The following is a 19,712-nucleotide window of genomic DNA, read 5'->3' as shown; positions in this document are numbered from 1 at the left end:
CGATGTCTCAGGCGCTCAGTGCCTGCACCACCCGCAATGCAGACCCGAAGGCCAGCGTGAACCCCAGCGCGCCGTGGCCGGTGTTGAACAGCATGTTGGACGGCGCGCCGTCGAGGCGCCCGACGATCGGCACGCCGGTCGGCGTGGCCGGGCGCATGCCCGTCCATGGATGCAGCGCATCGAAGCGGCCGGCCTGCGGAAACACCGCGCGCGTCGCGGCGGCGAGCGTCTCGATGCGCGTGGCCGGAATGCTCGCATCGTGGCCGACCAGCTCGGCCATGCCGGCCACGCGCAGCCGTGATCCGATGCGCGCGAACACCACCTTGCGGGCGCTGTCGGTCACGCTCACCCGCGGTGCCGCGCCGGGCGCCGGATCGACGTCGACCGTGATGCTGTAGCCCTTGAGCGGATAGACCGGCAGGTAGGCGCCGAGCTGCCGCCCGAGCCGGTGCGAGGCCGTGCCCAGCGCCATCACGAAGGCATCGGCCTCGATGTCGCCTGCGCTGCTGCGCACCGCCGCCACGCGGCCGTCGCGCAGGTCGAAGCCGTCGACCTCGGTGTCGAGCATGAAGCGCACGCCGCGCGCGCGCAGCGCGCGGACGAGCTCGGTGCAGACCTTGAGGCAGTCCGCGGCGCACTCGCTCGGCGTGTGGACGGCGCCTGCGATCTGCGTGCGGTAGGCCGCCAGTGCAGGCTCGATGGCGATGCATTCGTCGGCGCTGACCAGCCGCTGCTCGCTGCCCATGCTGCGCTGCAGTTCGAGCTGCCGGCGCGCGCCTTCGAGCGAGGCTGCGCTCGGGTAGAGCACCAGCTTGCCGGTGGCGGAGAAGTCGCAGTCGGGCGCGATGTCGACCCGCATGGCCTCGAAGGCGCTGCGGCTCTGCGCGGCCAGCGCGAGCAGGCGGGCGGTGGTCTCGCGCGAGGTGCGCGCATTGCAGGCCGCCATGAAGGCCAGGCCCCAGCGCCACTGCAGCGGATCGAGCTGCGGGCGCAGCTTGAGCGGCGAAGAGGGCGACAGCAGCAGCTTGGGCAGCTGCTTCCAGATCGACGGATCGGCCAGCGGCTGCACGTACGAATAGCTCAGCTGCGCGCCATTGCCGCCGCTCGCACCGGCGCCCGGCGCGGCGCGGTCGATGACGCTCACCTCAAGGCCCTGGCGGTTCAGCTCCCAGGCGGTGGCCAGGCCCACGATGCCCGCGCCGAGCACACAGACGTGCATGAGATTGCGCTCCTGTCGATGTTGTTGGAGGATGCGCCGACTCTAGGCGGCTGCGCGCCGCGCGGGAAATGCCGAAACCACGGCGGGCCATAGCCAAAGCGCATGCCCTGCGGGTATCTACCGACGTGCCCATGAGTTTTGATCATGACCCGCCCTGCAAAAGGAATTGTGGGCCGCGCGCGAATCGTTCCTACACTCGGCCACGTTCATTCCCAACGAAAGGGCTCGCATGAAATTCTCCGCCTTGATGGCCGCCGTCCTGCTCACCGCCGTCGCAACGGGCGCCCAGGCCGCCGACACGCTCGCCAAGATCGCCGCCTCCGGCAAGATCACGCTGGCCTACCGTGAATCTTCGGTGCCCTTCAGCTACCTCGACGGGCCGAACAAGCCGATCGGCTTTGCGGTCGAACTCTCCAACGCGGTGGTCGATGCGGTCAGGAAGAAGCTCAACAAGCCCAACCTCGAAGTCGCGCTGATGCCGGTCACCTCGCAGAACCGGATCCCGCTGATCACCAACGGCACCATCGACCTGGAGTGCGGCTCCACCACCAACAACACCGCGCGCGGCAAGGACGTGGCTTTTGCGGTGAACCACTTCTACACGGGCACGCGCCTCCTGGTGAAGAAGTCGTCCCACATCAAGGACTACGCCGACCTCAAGGGCAAAACCATCGTCAGCACCACCGGCACCACCAACGTGCTGGTCATGCGCAAGTACAACGAGGAGAAGAAGCTGGGCATGGACATCGTGCTGGCCAAGGACCACGACGACTCGTTCCTGCTGGTGCAGAGCGACCGTGCGGCCGCCTTCGCGATGGACGACATCCTGCTGTTCGGCCTGATCGCCAACAGCAAGGACCCTGGCGACTACGAAGTGGTCGGCGAGCCGCTGCAGGTCGAACCCTATGCCTGCATGCTGCCCAAGGACGATCCGGCCTTCAAGAAGCTGGTGGACGATACCTTCATCGGTCTCATGAAGAGCGGCGAGTTCGAGAAGATGTACACCAAGTGGTTTATGTCGCCGATCCCGCCGAAGAACACATCGCTCAATCTGCCGATGAGCCCACAACTGAAGGAAAACTTGAAGGCCTTCAGCGACAAACCCGCTACATGAGCTCGCCCCCAGGCTGCGCGCACTTCGTGTCGCTTCGCCTTCCCCCTGCCGGGGGCGATACCGGTGGACCGGCGGAGCCGGATCCGCGGCATTTCTGGTAGGGGGCACAACGCAATCGTGGGAACGGGAGTGGGTGTGACACAGGTGGTCGGCATTCTGGGCGGCATGGGGCCGGCTGCGGGCGCGGACTTCGTGCGGCTGTTCGTGGAGGCCTGTGCGCGCCACCTGCGCGATCGGGGCGAGGCGGTGCGGGACCAGTCCTTTCCCGAGCACTGGCTCGCGCAGGTGCCGGTGCCGGACCGCAGCGGCGCGCTCGAATCGGCCGAGACGCTGGGCGCGCATCAGCCGCTGGAGCCGATGCTGCAGGCGCTGGGCCGGCTGGCGGCGCTGGGCAGCAAGGCGGTGGCGATCGCGTGCAACACGGCGCATGCATGGCACGCCACGCTGCAGGAACGCTTTCCGCAGATCGAGGTGCTGCACGTCGCGCGCGAGGTGTCGTCGCACCTGGCCGCGCAAGGCGTGCGCGAGGTCGCGCTGATGGCGACCGAAGGCACCTACCGCGTGGGCCTCTACGAACAGGCCCTGGCCGGCGCGGGGCTGGCCTGCCATCTGCCGCTGGCCGATGAGCGGCAGACCTTGATGCGCGGCATCTATGACGGCGTCAAGACAGGCGATATGCGCCTCGCGCAAGCCTGCTTCGCCGAGGTCGCGCTGCGCCTGGCGGAGCGCCACGGGCCGGCGGCGATCGTCATGGGCTGCACCGAGATTCCGCTCGGGCTCCAGGGCGTGCCGGCGGTGTCGGGATTGCGGTTGATCGATCCGGCCGTGGTGCTCGCATCGGCGCTCGCGGCCCGGGCCTACGCAAGATCCTCTTGACACGGTTGATAAGATGAAAGCCGCTGGGCCTGGTCCAAGGCCAGCGGGTGGCCTGGCGCCGCAAGCCGCTTTCCATCGAAAGCCGTCCGAAGGGCGGCTTTGTTTTTTGTCATGTCATCCGAGCCGTCATGAATCTGTTAGCCATCCTCGTCGCCACCCTGTTCGCCGGCATCGGCAGTGTCTGGATCGCGGCGCTGCTGCTGCGCGCCGGCGTGCGCGGCGAGGGCGCCGGCGGCGTGAACCCGCAGCATCTGCTGAGCCTGGCGGCCGGCGCCCTGCTGGCGACCGCGTTCATGCACCTGCTGCCCGAGGCCTTCGAAAGCGGCATCGAGCCGGGCCTGCTCTTCGGCGTGCTGCTGTTCGGGCTGGTGTTCTTCTTCCTGCTCGACAAGGCCGAGCTCTGGCACCACGGGCATGAGCACCATCATGGCGAGGCGCCCGACGCCCATGCGGGCCATGACCATGACCACGAACACGGTCATTCGCATGCGCATGCGGCACCGCGCAAGAGCGGCGGCTGGGCGGTGCTGACGGGCGACAGCGTGCACTGCTTCGGCGACGGCATCCTGATCGCCTCGGCCTTCATCGCCGACCTGCGCCTGGGGCTGGTGGCGGCGCTGGCCGTGCTGGCGCACGAGGTGCCGCATCACATCGGCGATCTGGTGGTGCTGCGCCAGAGCTCGCCCAACCCGCGCGCCGCGCTGATCAAGGTGTCGCTCGCCGGCACCATGACGGCGCTGGGTGGCGTGGTCGGCTGGTGGCTGGTCGACCGGCTCCACGGCCTGCTGCCGTATTTCCTGGTGCTGGCCGGCAGCAGCTTCGTCTATGTCGCGCTGGCCGACCTCATCCCGCAGCTGCAAAAACGCCTGCCTGCGCGCCAGACCGCACTGCAGATCGTCTGGCTCGTGGCCGGCATCGTGCTCGTGACGGTGGTGAGCCGGCTCTCGCACGAGGGCGAGGACGGGCACGAACACGGGCATGGCGCGCCGGCTTCGACGCAGGCGGACGGCAAGGCCAGGCATTGATTGGACACACGGGGCACTTTCTGACACGCTTGTTGCCCGGCGGCTGAAGCACCGTTCGGGGAACGGGCCCACACTGGGGCCAGACCAGAGATGCAGCAAAGGAGCTCGAAATGATCCGCGTCGATCCCACCCTTCGTACCGGCGAACCGCCGGACGACGAATCCGATGACGCCCTGCTCGGCGACGGCTTCGATTCACCCGATGCCGACGAGGCCGAAGTCGAGGCCGAAGCCGAGACCACGGACGAGCTCTCCGAGGAAACCGGCATCGACCTCACCGACGCGAGCGACCTCGACGCCGACCACGTGCCGGCCGACGAGGACCACGACCGCGTGATGCAGGCGCCCGACTGAGTGCCCGCGCCGCGCCCGGCGTGCGCGCCTTCAGGCTTCGAGCGTGAACCCGACCTTGATCGTCACCTGCCAGTGCGCGATCTTGCCTTCGACCACATGCCCGCGGGTCTCAGTCACCTCGAACCACTGGATGTTGCGCACCGATTCGCTGGCCTTCGCGATGGCGCGCTGGACCGCGTCGTCGCTGCTGGTGGGCGAAGAGCCGGTGAGCTCGATCAGCTTGTAGACATGGGTGGACATGGCGCGCTCCTTGGAATGAAACCCGGTCCGCGCCATCATAGGCACATGCCCGTGTCATGGCGCATCTCGTGAACCCGTCCCCGACTCCCCCCACATCCTCGCCCGACGCTTCGGTGCCGCCGCTGTCGGCGCGCTGCTGCATCGCCGGTGGCGGCCCGGCGGGCATGATGCTCGGCCTCCTGCTCGCGCGCGCCGGCGTCGAGGTGATCGTGCTCGAGAAGCACGGCGATTTCCTGCGCGATTTCCGCGGCGACACGGTGCATCCGTCGACGCTCGATGTGATGGCCGACCTCGGCCTGCTCGATGCCTTCCTCGCGCGGCCGCACGACGAGGCGCGCCAGCTCTACGCGACGGTGTCGGGCCAGCGCGTGCGGCTGGCCGACTTCACGCGGCTGTCCACCGCCTGCCGCTTCATCGCGCTGATGCCGCAATGGGACTTCCTCGATTTCCTTCAGGACGAGGCCAGGCGCTGCCCGGGCTTCCATTTGCGGATGAACGCCGAGGCGACCAGCCTGAGCGAGCGCGACGGCCGCGTCACCGGCGTCCAGGTGCGCACGCCGCAAGGCCTGCAGCACATCGCGGCCGATCTGGTGGTGGCGGCCGACGGGCGGCATTCGGCGATGCGCGCCGCGGCCGGCTTGAAGGTGCGCGACATCGGCGCGCCGATCGACGTGCTGTGGATGCGTCTGCCGCGGGCACCCGGCGATCCGGCCGATTCGGGCGGCTTCATCGACGCCGGTCACTTCATGGCGACCATCGGCCGCGATACCTACTGGCAATGCGCCTACGTCATCGCCAAGGGCGGCATCGCGGCGATCCAGGCGCGCGGGCTCGAGGCCTTTCGCGCCGATGTGGCGGCGGCCGCACCCTTCCTGGCCGATCGCGTCGACCGTATCGCGAGCTGGGACGACGTCAAGCTGCTCAGCGTCACGGTCGATCGCCTCGAGCAATGGTGGAAGCCGGGGCTGCTGTGCATCGGCGACGCGGCGCATGCGATGTCGCCGGTGGGCGGCGTCGGCATCAACCTCGCGGTGCAGGATGCGGTGGCCACGGCCAACCTGCTGCGCGACGCACTGGCGGATCCGGGCGTCGGCGCCGAGGCCATCACCCCGCTGCTCGCGCGCGTGCAGGCGCGGCGGCTGCTGCCCACGCGCGTCACGCAATGGGTGCAGGTCGCCATCCAGGATCGGCTGCTCACGCCGGTGCTGCAGAGCGGCGCGCGCGCACAGCCCTTCGGCGTGCCGTGGCCGCTGCGGCTGATGCAGCGATTTCCGATCCTGCAGGGCGTGCCCGCGTATGCCGTGGGTGTGGGCGTGCGGCCCGAACGCGTGGCGCCGCCGCGCCGCTGAGCGCGAGGCTTTCTTTTCTACTTCGCGCCGCCGGTGTACCTGGTGACGCTCTTGGCGCTGATGTCGTAGCCGCTCACGCCCATCATCGAATCGTTGCGCTGGGTCTGCAGCCGGCCGGTGACCCAGACAGTGTCCATGGCGCGGAACTTCGCGCCCTGCGCGCGCACGTGCAGGATCTGGTTGGCGGGCGGCGGCGGCGTGTGGATGCAGGCGCCGAAGTAGGGCACCAGCAGGAACTCGGTGACCTCGCCCTTGTCCTCTTCGAGCGGCACGACGAAGCCCGGGATCCTGATGTCGACGCCGTTCATCGCCGGGTTGGTCGGCGCGTTGTTCGAGGCTTCCTGCAGTTTCATGAGCAGGTCGTTGGCGCGCGGGTCGCTGTCGTCGAGCTGGCTCAGGTCCATGCCCTTCAACGCCTTCATCGGATCCCAGTCCTTGGGCACCAGCTCTTCCCACGCGATGAGCCGCGGCTCGCCCGGCGCGGCCTTGGCGGCGGCTGCCTTGCCGCCGATCGGGTTGGCGGGCGAGGTGGCCTGCGGCGCGGGATCGGCCGCGAAGGCGCTGGCAGCGAAGACGGCGGCAGCGAATGCAGCAAGAGGCAGACGCAATGTCATGGTTCAGATTCTCGGTGAGAGGCCGTCGGACAACGAAAGCCGATACGCGCGTATCCCGGGCAACAGGCTGGCCAGGAAGCCGGCCACGAGCAGGCTCGCCACCAGCAGCCCTTCGTTCAGTGTAGGCGCCGACAGCGTGAGCGCGAGTCCGAATTGCGATTGCAGCCACGGCGAGAGCAGGGCAATGCCGAGCACGGCAAAGACGATGCCGATCGCCACGCCCAGCCCCGTGACCAGCGCGCCTTCGAGCGCCAGCAGCGCCAGCACGTGCCGCAGGCTGGCGCCGACGGCACGCAGCACGGCCAGCTCGCGCCGGCGTTCGTCGAGGCCCGCCAGCACCACCGACACCAGCCCGGCCAGGCTGACCAGCGCGACCAGCGCCGACATCAGCAGCAGCGCGTTCTCGCCGATGCCGACCACGCTCCACAGCTCGTCGAGCGCAACGCCGGGCAGGATCGCCATCAGCGGCTCGGCGGCATAGGTCGAGACCCAGCGCTGCACCGCGAACACGGCCGCGCGGTTCTTCAGGCCGACCAGCGCCGCGGTCACGTTCTTCGGTGTGAGGTCGAATTTGCGTACCTGGTCGGCCGGTATCTTCACGCCCGGCATCGGCGCGCCGCCCACCCATTCGAGATGGATCGCTTCCATCGCCGCCAGGCCGATGTGCACCGTGCGGTCGACCGGTGTGCCGGTGCGCGCCAGCACGCCGACCACCGTGAAGGGCTTGTCGGCATGCTCGGCCACGTTGAGCTCGCCGCTGCCGTGCGAGAGGATGATCTTCTGGCCGACGTGGTAGCCCAGCTTGTCCGCGACCTCGGCGCCGATGACCGCATCGAACAGATCGCTGAAGGGCCTGCCCTCGCGCATGCGCAGCGGCTGGCGGTTGCCGTAGCGGAAATGCTCGAAGTAGTCGGGCGTGGTCGCCAGCACCGCGAAGCCGCGGTGCGAATCGCCGAGCGAGAGCGGCACGACCCAGGCCACGCCCGGATGCGCGGCCAGCGCCTGCACGCTCTTCCACTGCACGTTGTTGGTGGCCGCGCCGATGCGGAACACCGAGTACAGCAGCAGCTGCGTCGAGCCGGTGCGCGCGCCCACGATCAGGTCGGTGCCGGAGACGGAGGACGAGAAGTTCTCGCGCAGCTCGGTGCGGATGCGCTCGACGCCCAGGAGCAGGAAGGTCGACAGCGCGATCGAGAGCACCGTGAGCGCGAGCGTGAAGCGGCGGTTCCAGGCGCTGCGCCACGCGATGCCCAGCAGGGCCCTCATGGAAGCGCCCCCTGCGTCGCGCGATTGATCTGCGGCAGCAGCACGTGGCGCCCGAAGCGCGCCGCGATGCGCTGGTCGTGGCTCACGAACACCAGCGCGCTGCGGTTCGCCTCGCAGGCCGCGAGCAGCACGTCGAGGAAGGCTTCGCGCCGGTCCTCGTCCAGCGCCGAAGTGGGCTCGTCGGCGATCACCACTTCGGGATGGCCGATCAGTGCGCGCGCCGCGGCCACGCGCTGCTGCTGGCCGACCGACAGCCGCATGGCCTGGCGCGGCCAGAGGCTCCGGTCCAGGCCCATGCGCTCGAGCAGCAGCTCGGCCTGCGTGCGCGCCGGGCCGGCGGTCGAGGCCTGCGCCATGCGCCGCGCCGAGAAGCGGCAGGGCAGCATCACGTTGTCGAGCACGCTGAGGTAGGGCAGCAGGTTGAACTGCTGGAAGATGTAGCCCACATGTGCGACGCGGCAGCGGTCGCGCGCGGAACCCGAGAGCTCGGCCCAGTCGTGGCCCAGCAGCGTGATGCGCCCCGCGTCCGCCACCAGCACGCCGGCCAAGAGCGACAGCAGCGTGCTCTTGCCGCAGCCGCTCGGCCCGTGCAGGAACACGGCCTCGCCGGCGCTCACCTCGAGGCGTTCGATGTCGATGCAGGGCGCGCCGGCACCCGGCCAGCCGAAGCGCAGCGATTCGGCGACGAGCAGCGGCGTCACGAAGAGATCACTTGCTCCAGGTCAGGCGTGTGGTCGGCCGCTTGAGCGTGCGCTTGAACTGGCCCTGCGGCGCGGCGATCTGGACGTCGATCTGCCGGATGCCCTTGAAGGCATCGAGCAGCGCGATGTCGATGAACTTGGTCGCCTGCGCATTGGTGCAGTTGAAGGCGAAGGTGCCGTCGAGGTCGGCATGGCCTTCGGCGGCGTCGGCGTCCGCCTTGCCCAGGCCGAGCGCCGCGGAGCGCAGCGTCACCGGGCCGAGCTTGCAGTTGGCGCTGGGGTCGATCCTGAACAGCTGGTCGGCCGCGCGCAGCTGGGCGACGGCGTCGTCTGCGGTTTTCTTTTCGGCATCGGTCTTCGGTGCGTGCTCGAAGCCGATGAAGTTGTCGAGCGGCGAATCCATCTCGATGACCACGGTCGGGCCGTCGATCGCGACATCGAGCCTGAGCTGGCCGTGCACGTGCGCATGCTGTGCCTGCTGCGCGATGGCCGCGATCGGCAGCGCGAGCAGCGCAGGCAGTGCGAAGGTGGAAAGCAGCCGTGCAGGATTCATGCGTTTGCGCCTTGCCGGGTCGGCAGCCCCGGCGTGTTGCTCCATTCGCTCCAGCTGCCGGCATAGAGCGCGGTCGACCCGAGGCCCGCGATCTGCATTGCGAGCAGGTTGGGCAGCGCGCTCACGCCGCTGCCGCAATGGTGGACGACCGTGGCCGGATCCCGGCCCGCCAGCAAGGTCTCGAACTCGGCGCGCAACTGGGCGGCCGGCTTGAATTTGCCGTCGGGGCCGAGGTTCTCGGTGAAGGGCCGGTTCAGGGCCCCGGGGATGTGACCTGCGATCGGGTCCAGAGGTTCCACCTCGCCGCGATAGCGCGCAGCGGCACGCGCATCGATCAGCGTCTGGTCAGACTGGTCGAGCCGCGCGAGCACGCGCTGCGTGTCGGCGAGCACCACCAAGGGCGCAGCGGCCACGAAGTTGGATTGGAAGCGCGCGGGCTCGTCGCCGCCGGCGACCGCGCCGCCCGCGGCCTGCCAGGCCTGCAGTCCGCCGTCGAGCACGGCCACGGCCTCGTGGCCCATCCACTTGAGCATCCACCAGAGGCGGCCGCAGTAGTTGGCGCCGTTGCGGTCGTACACCACGGCCTGCATGCCGTTGGCGAAGCCGATCGACGACAGCCAGGCCGCGAACTTCTCGCGGCTCGGCAGCGGATGGCGGCCGCCCGATGCGGGCAGGCCCTCGTCCTGCGCCACCACCACCTCGCCGTGCGCGCCCGGCATGCCGTGCTTCGCGCTGAGGTCGGTGTCGAGGTCGGCGTAGAGCGCGCCGGGAATGTGTGCCGCGCGGTAGTTCTGCGCGCCGGCCTCGGGCTTCATCAGCTCGAAGCTGCAGTCGAACACCATCAGCGGCGCTGCGCTGCGCTGCAGGGCCGTCAGTTGCTCGGCGGTGATCAGGGTCGTGTACATGCGAAATCCTTCAATGCTCTTCGGCCGGCGCCTTCGGCAGCGATCGCTGGCGCAGCACGGTGGCCGCGATGCCGCTGAAGACGATCAGCACCATGCCGGCCCAGCCCATCGCGTCGATGCGGTCGCCGAACAGCAGCACGCTGTACATCGCGCCGAAGACGATGCCCGAATACTGCAGGTTGGCGACCAGCAGCGTCCCGCTCTCGGTCTTGGCGCTTGCATAGGCGCGCGTCATGCACAGCTGGCCCACCGCCGCCAGCACGCCCACGGGCGCGAGCCACAGGGCATGCATCCAGGTCCATTCGGCCCACGGCGTGGCTTCGCCGAGCAGCGTGGCCAGGCCGCCGGCGATCGCCGAGCCCACCGCGAAATAGAACACGGTTCGCTCCTCGGGTTCACCGAGCCGCGAGAGTGCCACCACCTGCATGTAGGCAAAGGCCGCCGTGAGGCCCGACATCAGCCCGACCAGGCCCGCGAAGCCCTGGCTGTCGTTGACGTTGGGCTTGAGCATCAGCACCACGCCGACGAAGCCCGCGAGCACGGTGAGGATCAGCGGCCCCTGCAGCGGCGGCCGCGGCAGGCTGCCGTCGCGCCCGGGCACCGGCATCCAGGCCAGCAGCGTGCCGCCGATCAGGAAGGCGGCGATCCAGACGCTGCTCATGTAGTTGAGCGTCATCGCGGTGGCCAGCGGCATGTGGGCGATAGAGTAGAACCACGCGCCCATCGACACCACGCCGATCAGGCTGCGCCAGCCGTGCATCAGCGGGTAGCGCGTGCCCAGCGAGACGCCGCGGCTGCGCGCCAGCGCCCACAGGAAAAGGATGCCGATCAGGCCACGGTACAACACCAGTTCGGCACTGGAGAACCAGGCCGAGGCGATCTTGACGCACACGCCCATGGTCGCGAAGACCAGTGCGCCCAGCACCATCCAGAGTGCCTGCATTGCCTCAGGGGCTCTTCATCTCGCGGCGGTACCATTCGTGGAACTGCTGCATGCCATCTTCCATCGGGCTCTGGTAGGGGCCGCTCTCGTCGTCGCCGCGCTGCATCAGCGCGCGGCGGCCGGCGTCCATGCGCTCGGCGATCTCGTCGTCCTCGGCGCAGGTCTCCATGTAGGCGGCCTGCTGGGCTTCGATGAATTCGCGCTCGAAGGCGACGATTTCCTCGGGGTAGAAGAACTCGACCATGTTGAGCGTCTTCTGCGGGCCGACCGGATGCAGCGTCGAGACGGTGAGCACGTGCGGATACCACTCGACCATCACATGCGGGTAGTAGGTGAGCCAGATCGCACCGTACTTGGGCGGCTTGCCCTCGCGGTACTTCAGCAATTGCTCCTGCCAGCGCTGATAGATCGGGCTGCCGGCGCGGCCGAGCCGGTTGGCAACGCCGACCGTCTGCACCGAGAAATGCCGGTTGAATTCCCAGCGCAGGTCGTCGCAGGTGACGAAGCTGCCGAGCCCGGGATGGAAGGGGCCGACGTGGTAGTCCTCGAGGTAGACCTCGATGAAGGTCTTCCAGTTGTAGTTGCACTCGTGCAGCACGACCCGGTCGAGCGCGTAGCCTTCGAAGTCGAGGTCGGCGCGCGGGCCCAGGCTGGCGAGGTCGGCCGCGACGTCGCGGCCCTGTCCGCGGGCGTTCTTCTCGAACAACAGGCCGTTCCACTCGGTCAGCGGGTAGTTGTGCAGGTTGAGGCAGGGATCCTGCTCGAAGTGCGGCGCGCCGATCAGCGTGCCGGTGCTGCGCGGATCGGCCGCGGCATAGGTCCAGCGGTGCAGCGGGCAGACGATGTTGCCGCCGCCCTGCGCATCGAGGCTGCCGCGGTCCTGCAGGATCAGCGCCTGGCGATGGCGGCACACGTTGGAGATCAGCTCCACGCCCTTGGGCGTGTGTACCAGCGCGCGGCCCTGCTGCTCCTGCGGCAGGGTGTGGAAATTGCCCGGCTCGGGCACCGCCAGCCGGTGGCCGACATAGCGCGGGCCCGCGGCGAAAAGCGTTTGCAGCTCGCGGGCGTAGAGCGCCTCGTCGAAATACGCGGAAACCGGAAGTTGGCTCGAGGCCTGCTGCAGTTGAAGACTTAAATCAGACATGGGTGACCTGACCAAGCTCCCCACAGGGAGAGAAGGAAAAACGGAAGGCTGCCGTCGAAAGGTGCTGAACGGCCCGAGGAATTGCGCCGGTGCGACCGGCCAGGGAAGACCAGGATTGTAGCCGTCCTAAAATGCCCTGTTTCATCCCCGATCCCCGAATGCCCAAGGTGCCTTCCTCCTCCCCGCCGGGCCAACCCCCTGCACCCGATACGGGCCCGCTGCCCCCCACCTACGAAGCCGGACTGCAGGAGCTCGAACGCCTGGTGGCCGAGCTCGAGTCGGGCCAGCTGCCGCTCGACCAGCTGCTCGGCAGCTACCAGCGCGGCGCCGTGTTGCTGGCCTTCTGCCGCGACCGGCTGCAGGCGGTCGAGGAACAGATCAAGGTGCTCGACGCCGGCAGTCTCAAGGCCTGGACGGCGGAATGAGCGGCGCGCCATTGCTGCATTGGGACGCTGCGCGGCTCGCCGCGTGGAGCGAACCGCATCTGGCCACGGTGGAGGCCGCGCTGTCGGCCTGGGTCGGCGTCGATGCGCCGCTCGAACTCGGCAACCCGATGCGCTATGCGGTGCTCGACGGCGGCAAGCGGCTGCGTCCGCTGCTGGTGTTCGCGGCCAGCGAAGCCGTCGGCGGCAACGCAGAAGCTGCGCTGCGCGCTGCCTGCGCGGCCGAACTGATCCATGCCTATTCGCTGGTGCACGACGATCTGCCGTGCATGGACAACGACGTGCTGCGCCGCGGCAAGCCCACGGTGCACGTGAAGTTCGGCGAGGCCGATGCGCTGCTCGCGGGCGATGCGCTGCAGGCGCTGGCCTTCGAGCTGCTCACGCCCGAGGGCGACGCCGTGGCGCCGGCCGTGCAGGCGCGCCTGTGCGGCCTGCTGGCACGCGCGGCCGGCGGGCAAGGCATGGCCGGCGGCCAGGCGATCGATCTGGCCAGCGTCGGGCTCGCGCTCGACGAGGCCCAGCTGCGCGAGATGCACCGCCTCAAGACCGGCGCGCTGCTGCAGGGCAGCGTCGAGATGGGCGCGGCCTGCGGCGGCCCGATCGCGGCCGGAGCGCTGGCGGCGCTGCGCGACTACGGCGCGGCCATCGGCCTCGCGTTCCAGGTGGTCGACGACATCCTCGACGTCACGGCCGATTCGCAGACGCTCGGCAAGACCGCCGGCAAGGACGCCGCGAGCGACAAGCCCACCTACGTGTCCCTGCTCGGCATCGACGGTGCGCGTGCGCAGGCCAGGGAACTGCTGGCCGATGCACTGGCCGCGCTGGATCGCAGCACACTGGCCGACACCGGCGCGCTGCGCGCGCTGGCCCACATGGTCGTCGAGCGCGACCGATAACAACAACAAGACGTTTTCCATGGCCCCGCTGCTTCCCACGATCCACGATCCCTCCGTCCTGCGGCAGTTCGACCGCGCCCAGCTCAAGCAGCTGGCCGACGAGGTGCGCACCTGCGTGCTCGACAACGTGTCGCGCACCGGCGGCCACCTGAGCTCGAACCTCGGCACGGTCGAGCTCACGGTCGCGCTGCACCACGTGTTCAACACGCCGCACGACCGCCTGGTGTGGGACGTGGGCCACCAGACCTATCCGCACAAGATCCTCACCGGCCGCCGCGAGCGCATGCCGACCTTGCGCCAGCTCGGCGGCATCTCGGGCTTCCCGCAGCGCAGCGAGAGCGAGTACGACACCTTCGGCACCGCCCATTCGTCGACCAGCATTTCGGCCGCGCTCGGCATGGCGATGGCGTCCAAGCAGAAGGGCGAGGACCGGCACGCGGTCGCGATCATCGGCGACGGCGCGCTCACCGCCGGCATGGCCTTCGAGGCGCTCAACAACGCGGGTGTCTGCGACTGCAAGCTGCTGGTCATCCTCAACGACAACGACATGTCGATCAGCCCGCCGGTCGGCGCGCTCAACCGCTACCTCGCGCAACTGATGAGCGGCAACTTCTATGCCGCCGCCAAGAACGTCGGCAAGAGCGTGCTGCGCGCCGCGCCGCCGCTGTTCGAGCTGGCCAAGCGCCTCGAGCAGCATGCCAAGGGCATGGTGGTGCCGGCCACGCTGTTCGAGCAGTTCGGCTTCAACTATGTCGGCCCGATCGACGGCCACGATCTCGATTCGCTGGTGCCCACGCTCGAGAACCTCAAGCACCTGCACGGTCCGCAGTTCCTGCACGTGGTCACCAGGAAGGGCCAGGGCTACAAGCTGGCGGAGGCCGACCCGGTGGCCTATCACGGGCCGTCCAAGTTCGATCCGGCCGTCGGCCTGGTGAAGCCCGCGACCGCGCCCAAGCAGACCTTCACCCAGGTCTTCGGCAGCTGGCTGTGCGACATGGCCGCGCAGGACGGCCGGCTGGTCGGCATCACGCCGGCGATGCGCGAAGGCTCGGGGCTGGTCGAGTTCGAGAAGCGCTTTCCGGGCCGCTACTACGACGTCGGCATTGCCGAGCAGCATTCGGTCACCTTCGCGGCGGGCCTCGCGTGCGAGGGGCTCAAGCCCGTGGTCGCGATCTACTCGACCTTCCTGCAGCGCGCCTACGACCAGCTGATCCACGACGTCGCGATCCAGAACCTGCCGGTGGTGTTCGCGCTCGATCGCGCCGGTCTGGTGGGCGCCGACGGCGCCACGCATGCGGGCGCCTACGACATCGCCTTCCTGCGCTGCATCCCCAACATGAGCGTCGCCTGCCCGGCCGACGAGGCCGAGTGCCGGCGGCTGCTCACCACGGCTTACGAGCAGAACCATCCGGTCGCGGTGCGCTATCCGCGCGGCGCGGGCGCGGGCGTCACGCCGGCGCTCACGCTCGAGGGCCTGTCCTTCGGCAAGGGCGAGGTCCGGCGTGAGGGGAAGCGCATCGCCATCCTCGCCTTCGGCACGCTGCTGTATCCGGCGCTCAAGGCGGCCGAGGCGCTCGACGCCACGGTGGTCAACATGCGCTGGGCCAAGCCGCTCGACGTCGAGTTGCTGCTGAAGGTCGCGGCCACGCACGATGCGCTGGTCACGGTCGAGGAGGGCGCCATCATGGGCGGCGCCGGCAGCGCCGTGCTGGAGGCGCTGCAGGCCGCGCGCATCGACAGGCCCGTGCTGCAGCTCGGCCTGCCCGACCGCTTCATCGAGCATGGCGATCCGGCCAGGCTGCTGGCCGGCATCGGCCTCGATGCGGCGGGTATCGAGCAGTCGATCCGCAGCCGGTTCGTCCAGGCGGCCTGAGATTCCGATTCCGCGCGGCCGCGTTGCGGCGTGCGGGCCGGCGCCGGGCCGTGGCGCGCCCACCGCGGCGCGCGCAACAACGCGTGACGCCCGGTTATTTTGTGTCACAGCGTGAGGTATTTCGGCGCGGCGTGTCCTCCCGCCTTGCCGATCGGGCGTTCAGCAGATTGCCCCTTCGCCTCGTGTCCGAATACCCCATCGATCCTCTCCCGCTCCGTAGCCTGCCGAAGCTTCGGCCGGGCCCCTGGTGGCCGCGCCTGAAACCGTGGCTGATGGCGGCGCTCGGCGTCGTTCTCGCCATCGCGATCGGCGTTGCGCTGCACCGGCTGCTGCATGAGGTTCGCTACGACGATGTGATGGCCGCGGTGCAGGCCACGCCGGGCTCGAACATCGCGCTCGCGATCGCGGCCACTGCCGCGAGCTACTTCGCGTTGAGCGGCTATGACGCCTCGTCGCTGAGTTATGCCCGCGCCAAGGTCGCGCGCTCCACGGTGCTGCTGACTTCCTTTGTCGCCTACGCCCTGTCCAACACCATCGGCCTCGGTCCGCTGACCGGCGGCGCGGTGCGCACGCGCATGTATGCGGCCGCCGGGCTGGAGCCGCACCAGATCGCGCAGGTCATCGTCTTCAACGCCGCCGCCTTCGGCCTGGGCATCGCGGCCTTCGGTGCGCTCGGGCTGCTGTGGGGCGCGCACGAAGTGGCGCCGCTGCTGCACGTGCGGCCGCTGGCGCTGCGCGCGCTGGGCGCGGCGCTGCTGATCGCGCTGGCCGCCTTCCTCTGGCTGTGCGCGCGGCGGCGCGCGCTGCATCTGGGCGCGCAGCGCACGCTGCGGCTGCCGCAGGCGGGCCTGGCCTTGCGGCAGCTGGTGATCTCGGCCGTCGAGCTGGCAGCCTCGGCCGCGGCGCTCTGGTTCCTGCTGCCCGCCGACCGGATCGCGCTGCCCACCTTCGTGATCTTCTATGCGATCGCCATCACGGCCGGCATCGCCAGCCATGTGCCCGGCGGTGTCGGCGTGTTCGAGGCGGTGATGCTGCTGGCCGGCGGCACGCACGTGCCGACCGGGGCGATGCTCGGCGCGCTGGTGCTCAACCGCGGCATCTACTACGTGCTGCCGCTGGTGGTGGCCAGCGCGCTGATCGTGGTCTACGAACTGCGCTCGGGCGTGGCGGCACCGATCGGCCGCGCGGCGGTGCGCCTGAGCCCGCGGCTGATGGCCGCGCTGACGCTGGTGGCGGGCGGATGGCTGCTGGTCTCGGGCGTCACGCCGCTGACGGAGGATGCGAAGGAAATCCTCGCCGCACTGAACGTGCCGCTGCCGCTCATCGAGGCCTCGCATTTTCTCGGCAGCGTCGCCGGGCTCGGCCTGGTGCTGGTGGCGCGCGGCCTGCTGCACCGGCTCGATGCCGCGTGGTGGGCGGCGCTCGGGCTCTCGATCGTCGCCCTGGTGCTGGCACTCCCCAAGGGCTTCGCGCTGCACGAGGCCGCGCTGCTGTCGGCGATCGCGGTGCTGCTCTTGATCTCGCGCCGCCAGTTCGACCGGCCCTCGACCCTGTTCTCGCAGCGGCTGGAACCCGAATGGCTGCTGGCGCTGGCGGGCGTCGTCGCGGCCTGCATCTGGGTGCTGTTCTTCGCCTACCAGGAAGTGGGCTACACCAACCGGTTGTGGTGGGAGTTCGAACTCGACGCGCAGGCGCCGCGCTCGCTGCGCGCGCTGCTGGGCGTCGTGCTGGCGGGCCTGGCCTTCGGGCTGTGGCAATTGCTGCGGCCGCCGGCGGGCGCGGTGGCGCTGCCTTCGGACGAGGAGATCGAACGCGCCGCCGCCATCGTGCGCGCCGGGCCCGCGTCCGAAGGCTGGTATGCGCTGACCGGCGACAAGCACCTGCTGTTCTCGCCGTCGGGCCGCAGCGTCCTGATGTTCGGCAAGCACGGGCGCTCGTGGATCGGCCTGTTCGGGCCCTTCGGCGATCCGCGCGAGTGGTCCGACCTGGTGTGGCGCTTCGTCGAACTCGCCAGCGCGCACGGCGGCCGGCCGGCCTTCTACCAGGTGCGTCCGGCCGCGCTGCCGCTGTACCTGGACTGCGGCCTGCATGCCTTCAAGCTGGGCGAGTACGCGCACATCGAATTGCGGGGCTTCAGCCTGAAGGGCGCCAGGCGCGCCAACCTGCGCTCGGGCATGAACCGGGGCGAGCGCGAAGGCCTCGGCTTCGAGGTGCTGCCGCCCGCGGCGGTGGGCGCGCTGCTGCCCGAGTTGCGCGCGGTCTCCGATGCCTGGCTCGAGCGCCAGAAGACGCGCGAGAAGGGCTTCTCGGTCGGCAGCTTCAACGCGCGCTATCTGGCGCAGCTTCCGGTCGCGGTGGTGCGCCGCGAGGGCCGGATCATCGCCTTCGCCAACCTGCTGGTCACCGCGGCCACGCAGGAGGCGAGCGTGGACCTGATGCGCTTCGTGCCCGATGCGCCGCCGGGCACGATGGATTTCCTGTTCGCGAAAGTGGTGCTGCACCTGCAGGCCGAGGGCTACCAACGCTTCGGCCTCGGCATGTCGCCGATGGCGGGCATGACCACGCGCCGGCATGCGCCGCGCTGGCAGCGCGTGGGCCGGCTGCTGTTCGACTACGGCGAGCGCTTCTACGGCTTTCGCGGGCTGCACAGCTTCAAGGACAAGTTCGAGCCGGTATGGGAAGCGCGCTATCTCGCCGTCCCCGGCGGCGTGACGCCGCTGTTCGTGCTGCTCGACCTGGCGGCGCTGATCGGCGGCGGCATCAAGGGCGTGGTCTCGAAATGAGCCGACGCATCCTGCGTGCATGCCGCGTGGCGCTGGCCGTCGCGTGGGTGATGTGCGCGACCTTCGCAGCGAGTTCCGCGCAGGCGCAGGCCGTGCCGCACACGGTCTCGCACGGGCAGTTCGAGAACGTGCTGGTGTTCCCGCCGGCCGGCACGGTGCAGCAGTTCGTGCTGCTGCTGTCGGGGCAGGCCGCGCCGAGCGGCGACGATCGTCAGCTGGCGCAGGCGATGGCGGCCAAGGGCGCGATGGTGGCGGTGGTGGCGCTGCCGCCGTTCTATCGCCGCATCGCGGCAGCCAGCGCCGCATGCGTCTATGCGGCCGGCGCGATCGAGAACCTCGCGCGCTACGTGCAGGCCTTCGAGAAGCTGCCGACCTACATCGCGCCGATGCTGGTGGGCACCGGCGATGGCGGATCCTTCGCCTATGCGCTGCTCGCGCAGGCGCCGGCCGACACCTTCACCGCGGCGCTGTCGCTCGGCTTTTGCCCGCGCCTGTCGCTCGGGATGCCGCTGTGCACCGGCAACGCGCTGCAGTGGCGCAAGGCGGGCGGGGGCAGCGTCGATCTGCAGCCGGCCGCGAAGCTCGCGGCGCCGTGGACGGTGCTCGAAGCCGGCAGCGACCGCGCGTGTGCGGCCGACGCGAAAGCTTTCGTCGAGCACGTGCCGCAAGCGAAGTGGATGCCGCAGGATGCGGCCGTGCCAGCACCCCATCCATCGGCGGCTTTCGAGGCCGCCTACGACACGCTGGCCTCGCACCGCGCCGCGCTCGACGTACCGCCCTCGCAGCTCGCCGATCTGCCGATCGTCGAGGTGCCCGCGAGCGGCGCGGGCGCGCGCTTCGCGGTGCTGGTGTCCGGCGACGGCGGCTGGGCCAGCATCGACAAGCACATCGCCGCGGCGCTGGCGAAGGCGGGCATCCCGGTGGCCGGCATCGACTCGCTGCGCTACTTCTGGACCGCCCGCACGCCGGAAGGCACGGCCGTCGACCTGGACCGCGTGATCCGCTACTACGCGGCGCGATGGCAGCGCAGCGAGGTGATCCTGATCGGCTATTCGCAGGGCGCGGACGTGCTGCCCTTCGCCTACAACCGGCTGCCGCCGCGCACGCGCGCCAGCGTGCGCCTGACCGCATTGCTCGGGCCGGGGCGAAAGGCCTCGTTCGAATTCCATGTCGCCAACTGGATCGGCGCGCGCGGCGATCGGCCGATCGCGCCCGAGGTCCGCACCATGCCGCCCGCCGGCACGCTGTGCGTCTACGGCGCCGACGAGCACGAGGATGCGCTGTGCCCGCAGCTCGCACCCGGCGAAGCCCGCGTGCTGGCGCTGCCGGGCGGGCATCACCTGGGCGGCGACTACGAGGCGCTGGCGGCGCGCATTCTCGAGGCGGTGCCGCGCTAGCGGCCGCCGCGCTCAGCC

General features: G+C 69.8%; 19 protein-coding genes. 10 read left to right on the top strand and 9 right to left on the bottom strand.

The genetic code is table 11. The annotated features are described in order from the left end of the window. Positions 1–7: 7 nt before the first annotated feature. Positions 8–1,219: a D-amino acid dehydrogenase gene (locus tag WDLP6_RS19245; protein ID WP_162593645.1), complete on the bottom strand. Its 1,212-nt coding sequence runs from the start codon at positions 1,217–1,219 to the stop codon at positions 8–10. Positions 1,220–1,448: 229 nt separating this feature from the next. On the opposite strand from WDLP6_RS19245, the gene WDLP6_RS19240 reads away from it, so the two are divergent. The 4 genes from WDLP6_RS19240 (at position 1,449) to WDLP6_RS19225 (ending at position 4,587) form a co-directional block, all read left to right on the top strand. Next, entirely contained in the window at positions 1,449–2,333 is an 885-nt protein-coding gene (locus WDLP6_RS19240) for a transporter substrate-binding domain-containing protein (protein WP_162593644.1), read from the top strand. A gap of 129 nt (positions 2,334–2,462) precedes the next feature. After that, positions 2,463–3,209: an aspartate/glutamate racemase family protein gene (locus tag WDLP6_RS19235; RefSeq protein WP_162593643.1), complete on the top strand. Its 747-nt coding sequence runs from the start codon at positions 2,463–2,465 to the stop codon at positions 3,207–3,209. Positions 3,210–3,337: 128 nt separating this feature from the next. Further along, a complete protein-coding gene (locus WDLP6_RS19230) occupies positions 3,338–4,234 on the top strand; it encodes a ZIP family metal transporter (RefSeq protein WP_162593642.1) in 897 nt (298 codons plus the stop codon). Between the two features lie 110 nt (positions 4,235–4,344). Then, on the top strand, positions 4,345–4,587 hold the full coding sequence (locus tag WDLP6_RS19225) for a hypothetical protein (RefSeq protein WP_162568759.1): 243 nt from the start codon (positions 4,345–4,347) through the stop codon (positions 4,585–4,587). 30 nt (positions 4,588–4,617) lie between these two features. On the opposite strand, the gene WDLP6_RS19220 is transcribed toward WDLP6_RS19225, so the two are convergent. Then, positions 4,618–4,827, bottom strand: a complete 210-nt coding sequence (locus WDLP6_RS19220; protein WP_162568758.1) for a dodecin — start codon at positions 4,825–4,827, stop codon at positions 4,618–4,620. Positions 4,828–4,895: 68 nt separating this feature from the next. Here WDLP6_RS19220 and WDLP6_RS19215 point away from each other — a divergent pair, with 68 nt between their 5' ends. Then, positions 4,896–6,176 carry an FAD-dependent oxidoreductase gene (locus tag WDLP6_RS19215; protein WP_269475579.1) on the top strand — a complete coding sequence of 427 codons (1,281 nt, stop codon included), beginning with the start codon at positions 4,896–4,898 and terminating at the stop codon, positions 6,174–6,176. Between the two features lie 17 nt (positions 6,177–6,193). Here the strand turns inward: WDLP6_RS19215 and WDLP6_RS19210 are convergent, their stop codons facing one another. The 7 genes from WDLP6_RS19210 to WDLP6_RS19180 are packed head-to-tail and all read right to left on the bottom strand — an operon-like array spanning position 6,194 to position 12,302. Continuing rightward, positions 6,194–6,790 (bottom strand): DUF3299 domain-containing protein, encoded by a 597-nt coding sequence (locus WDLP6_RS19210; protein WP_162593640.1) that lies wholly within the window; start codon positions 6,788–6,790, stop codon positions 6,194–6,196. Between the two features lie 3 nt (positions 6,791–6,793). Then, positions 6,794–8,056, bottom strand: coding sequence for an ABC transporter permease (locus tag WDLP6_RS19205; RefSeq protein WP_162593639.1), 1,263 nt, complete (start codon positions 8,054–8,056; stop codon positions 6,794–6,796). Next, complete coding sequence (locus WDLP6_RS19200) at positions 8,053–8,757, bottom strand: ABC transporter ATP-binding protein (RefSeq protein ID WP_162593638.1); 705 nt, start codon at positions 8,755–8,757, stop codon at positions 8,053–8,055. Before WDLP6_RS19200 ends, WDLP6_RS19205 begins: the two co-directional genes overlap by 4 nt. 7 nt (positions 8,758–8,764) lie before the next feature. Further along, positions 8,765–9,310: a DUF2796 domain-containing protein gene (locus WDLP6_RS19195; RefSeq protein WP_162593637.1), complete on the bottom strand. Its 546-nt coding sequence runs from the start codon at positions 9,308–9,310 to the stop codon at positions 8,765–8,767. After that, entirely contained in the window at positions 9,307–10,215 is a 909-nt protein-coding gene (locus tag WDLP6_RS19190) for a sulfurtransferase (protein ID WP_162593636.1), read from the bottom strand. Before WDLP6_RS19190 ends, WDLP6_RS19195 begins: the two co-directional genes overlap by 4 nt. 10 nt (positions 10,216–10,225) lie before the next feature. Beyond that, positions 10,226–11,158 (bottom strand): DMT family transporter, encoded by a 933-nt coding sequence (locus tag WDLP6_RS19185; RefSeq protein WP_174259885.1) that lies wholly within the window; start codon positions 11,156–11,158, stop codon positions 10,226–10,228. A gap of 4 nt (positions 11,159–11,162) precedes the next feature. Then, positions 11,163–12,302, bottom strand: coding sequence for an aromatic ring-hydroxylating oxygenase subunit alpha (locus WDLP6_RS19180; RefSeq protein WP_162593635.1), 1,140 nt, complete (start codon positions 12,300–12,302; stop codon positions 11,163–11,165). Positions 12,303–12,460: 158 nt separating this feature from the next. On the opposite strand from WDLP6_RS19180, the gene xseB reads away from it, so the two are divergent. The 5 genes from xseB (at position 12,461) to WDLP6_RS19155 (ending at position 19,694) form a co-directional block, all read left to right on the top strand. Further along, positions 12,461–12,727, top strand: coding sequence for an exodeoxyribonuclease VII small subunit (gene xseB / locus WDLP6_RS19175; RefSeq protein WP_162568750.1), 267 nt, complete (start codon positions 12,461–12,463; stop codon positions 12,725–12,727). Beyond that, positions 12,724–13,641, top strand: coding sequence for a polyprenyl synthetase family protein (locus tag WDLP6_RS19170; RefSeq protein WP_162568749.1), 918 nt, complete (start codon positions 12,724–12,726; stop codon positions 13,639–13,641). Before xseB ends, WDLP6_RS19170 begins: the two co-directional genes overlap by 4 nt. A 19-nt stretch (positions 13,642–13,660) precedes the next feature. Beyond that, complete coding sequence (gene dxs / locus WDLP6_RS19165; RefSeq protein ID WP_162593634.1) at positions 13,661–15,514, top strand: 1-deoxy-D-xylulose-5-phosphate synthase; 1,854 nt, start codon at positions 13,661–13,663, stop codon at positions 15,512–15,514. A gap of 182 nt (positions 15,515–15,696) precedes the next feature. Next, positions 15,697–18,297: a bifunctional lysylphosphatidylglycerol flippase/synthetase MprF gene (gene mprF, locus WDLP6_RS19160; protein ID WP_232077124.1), complete on the top strand. Its 2,601-nt coding sequence runs from the start codon at positions 15,697–15,699 to the stop codon at positions 18,295–18,297. Then, positions 18,294–19,694, top strand: coding sequence for a virulence factor family protein (locus WDLP6_RS19155; protein WP_162593633.1), 1,401 nt, complete (start codon positions 18,294–18,296; stop codon positions 19,692–19,694). The genes mprF and WDLP6_RS19155 overlap by 4 nt, the downstream gene beginning before the upstream one ends. The last annotated feature ends 18 nt before the right edge of the window (positions 19,695–19,712 follow it).

The organism is Variovorax sp. PBL-E5, assembly GCF_901827185.1.
Classification (GTDB): Bacteria; Pseudomonadota; Gammaproteobacteria; order Burkholderiales; family Burkholderiaceae_C; genus Variovorax.
The sequence above is the reverse complement of the archived record's forward strand: the minus strand, read 5'-3'. Positions and strand labels throughout refer to the sequence as shown.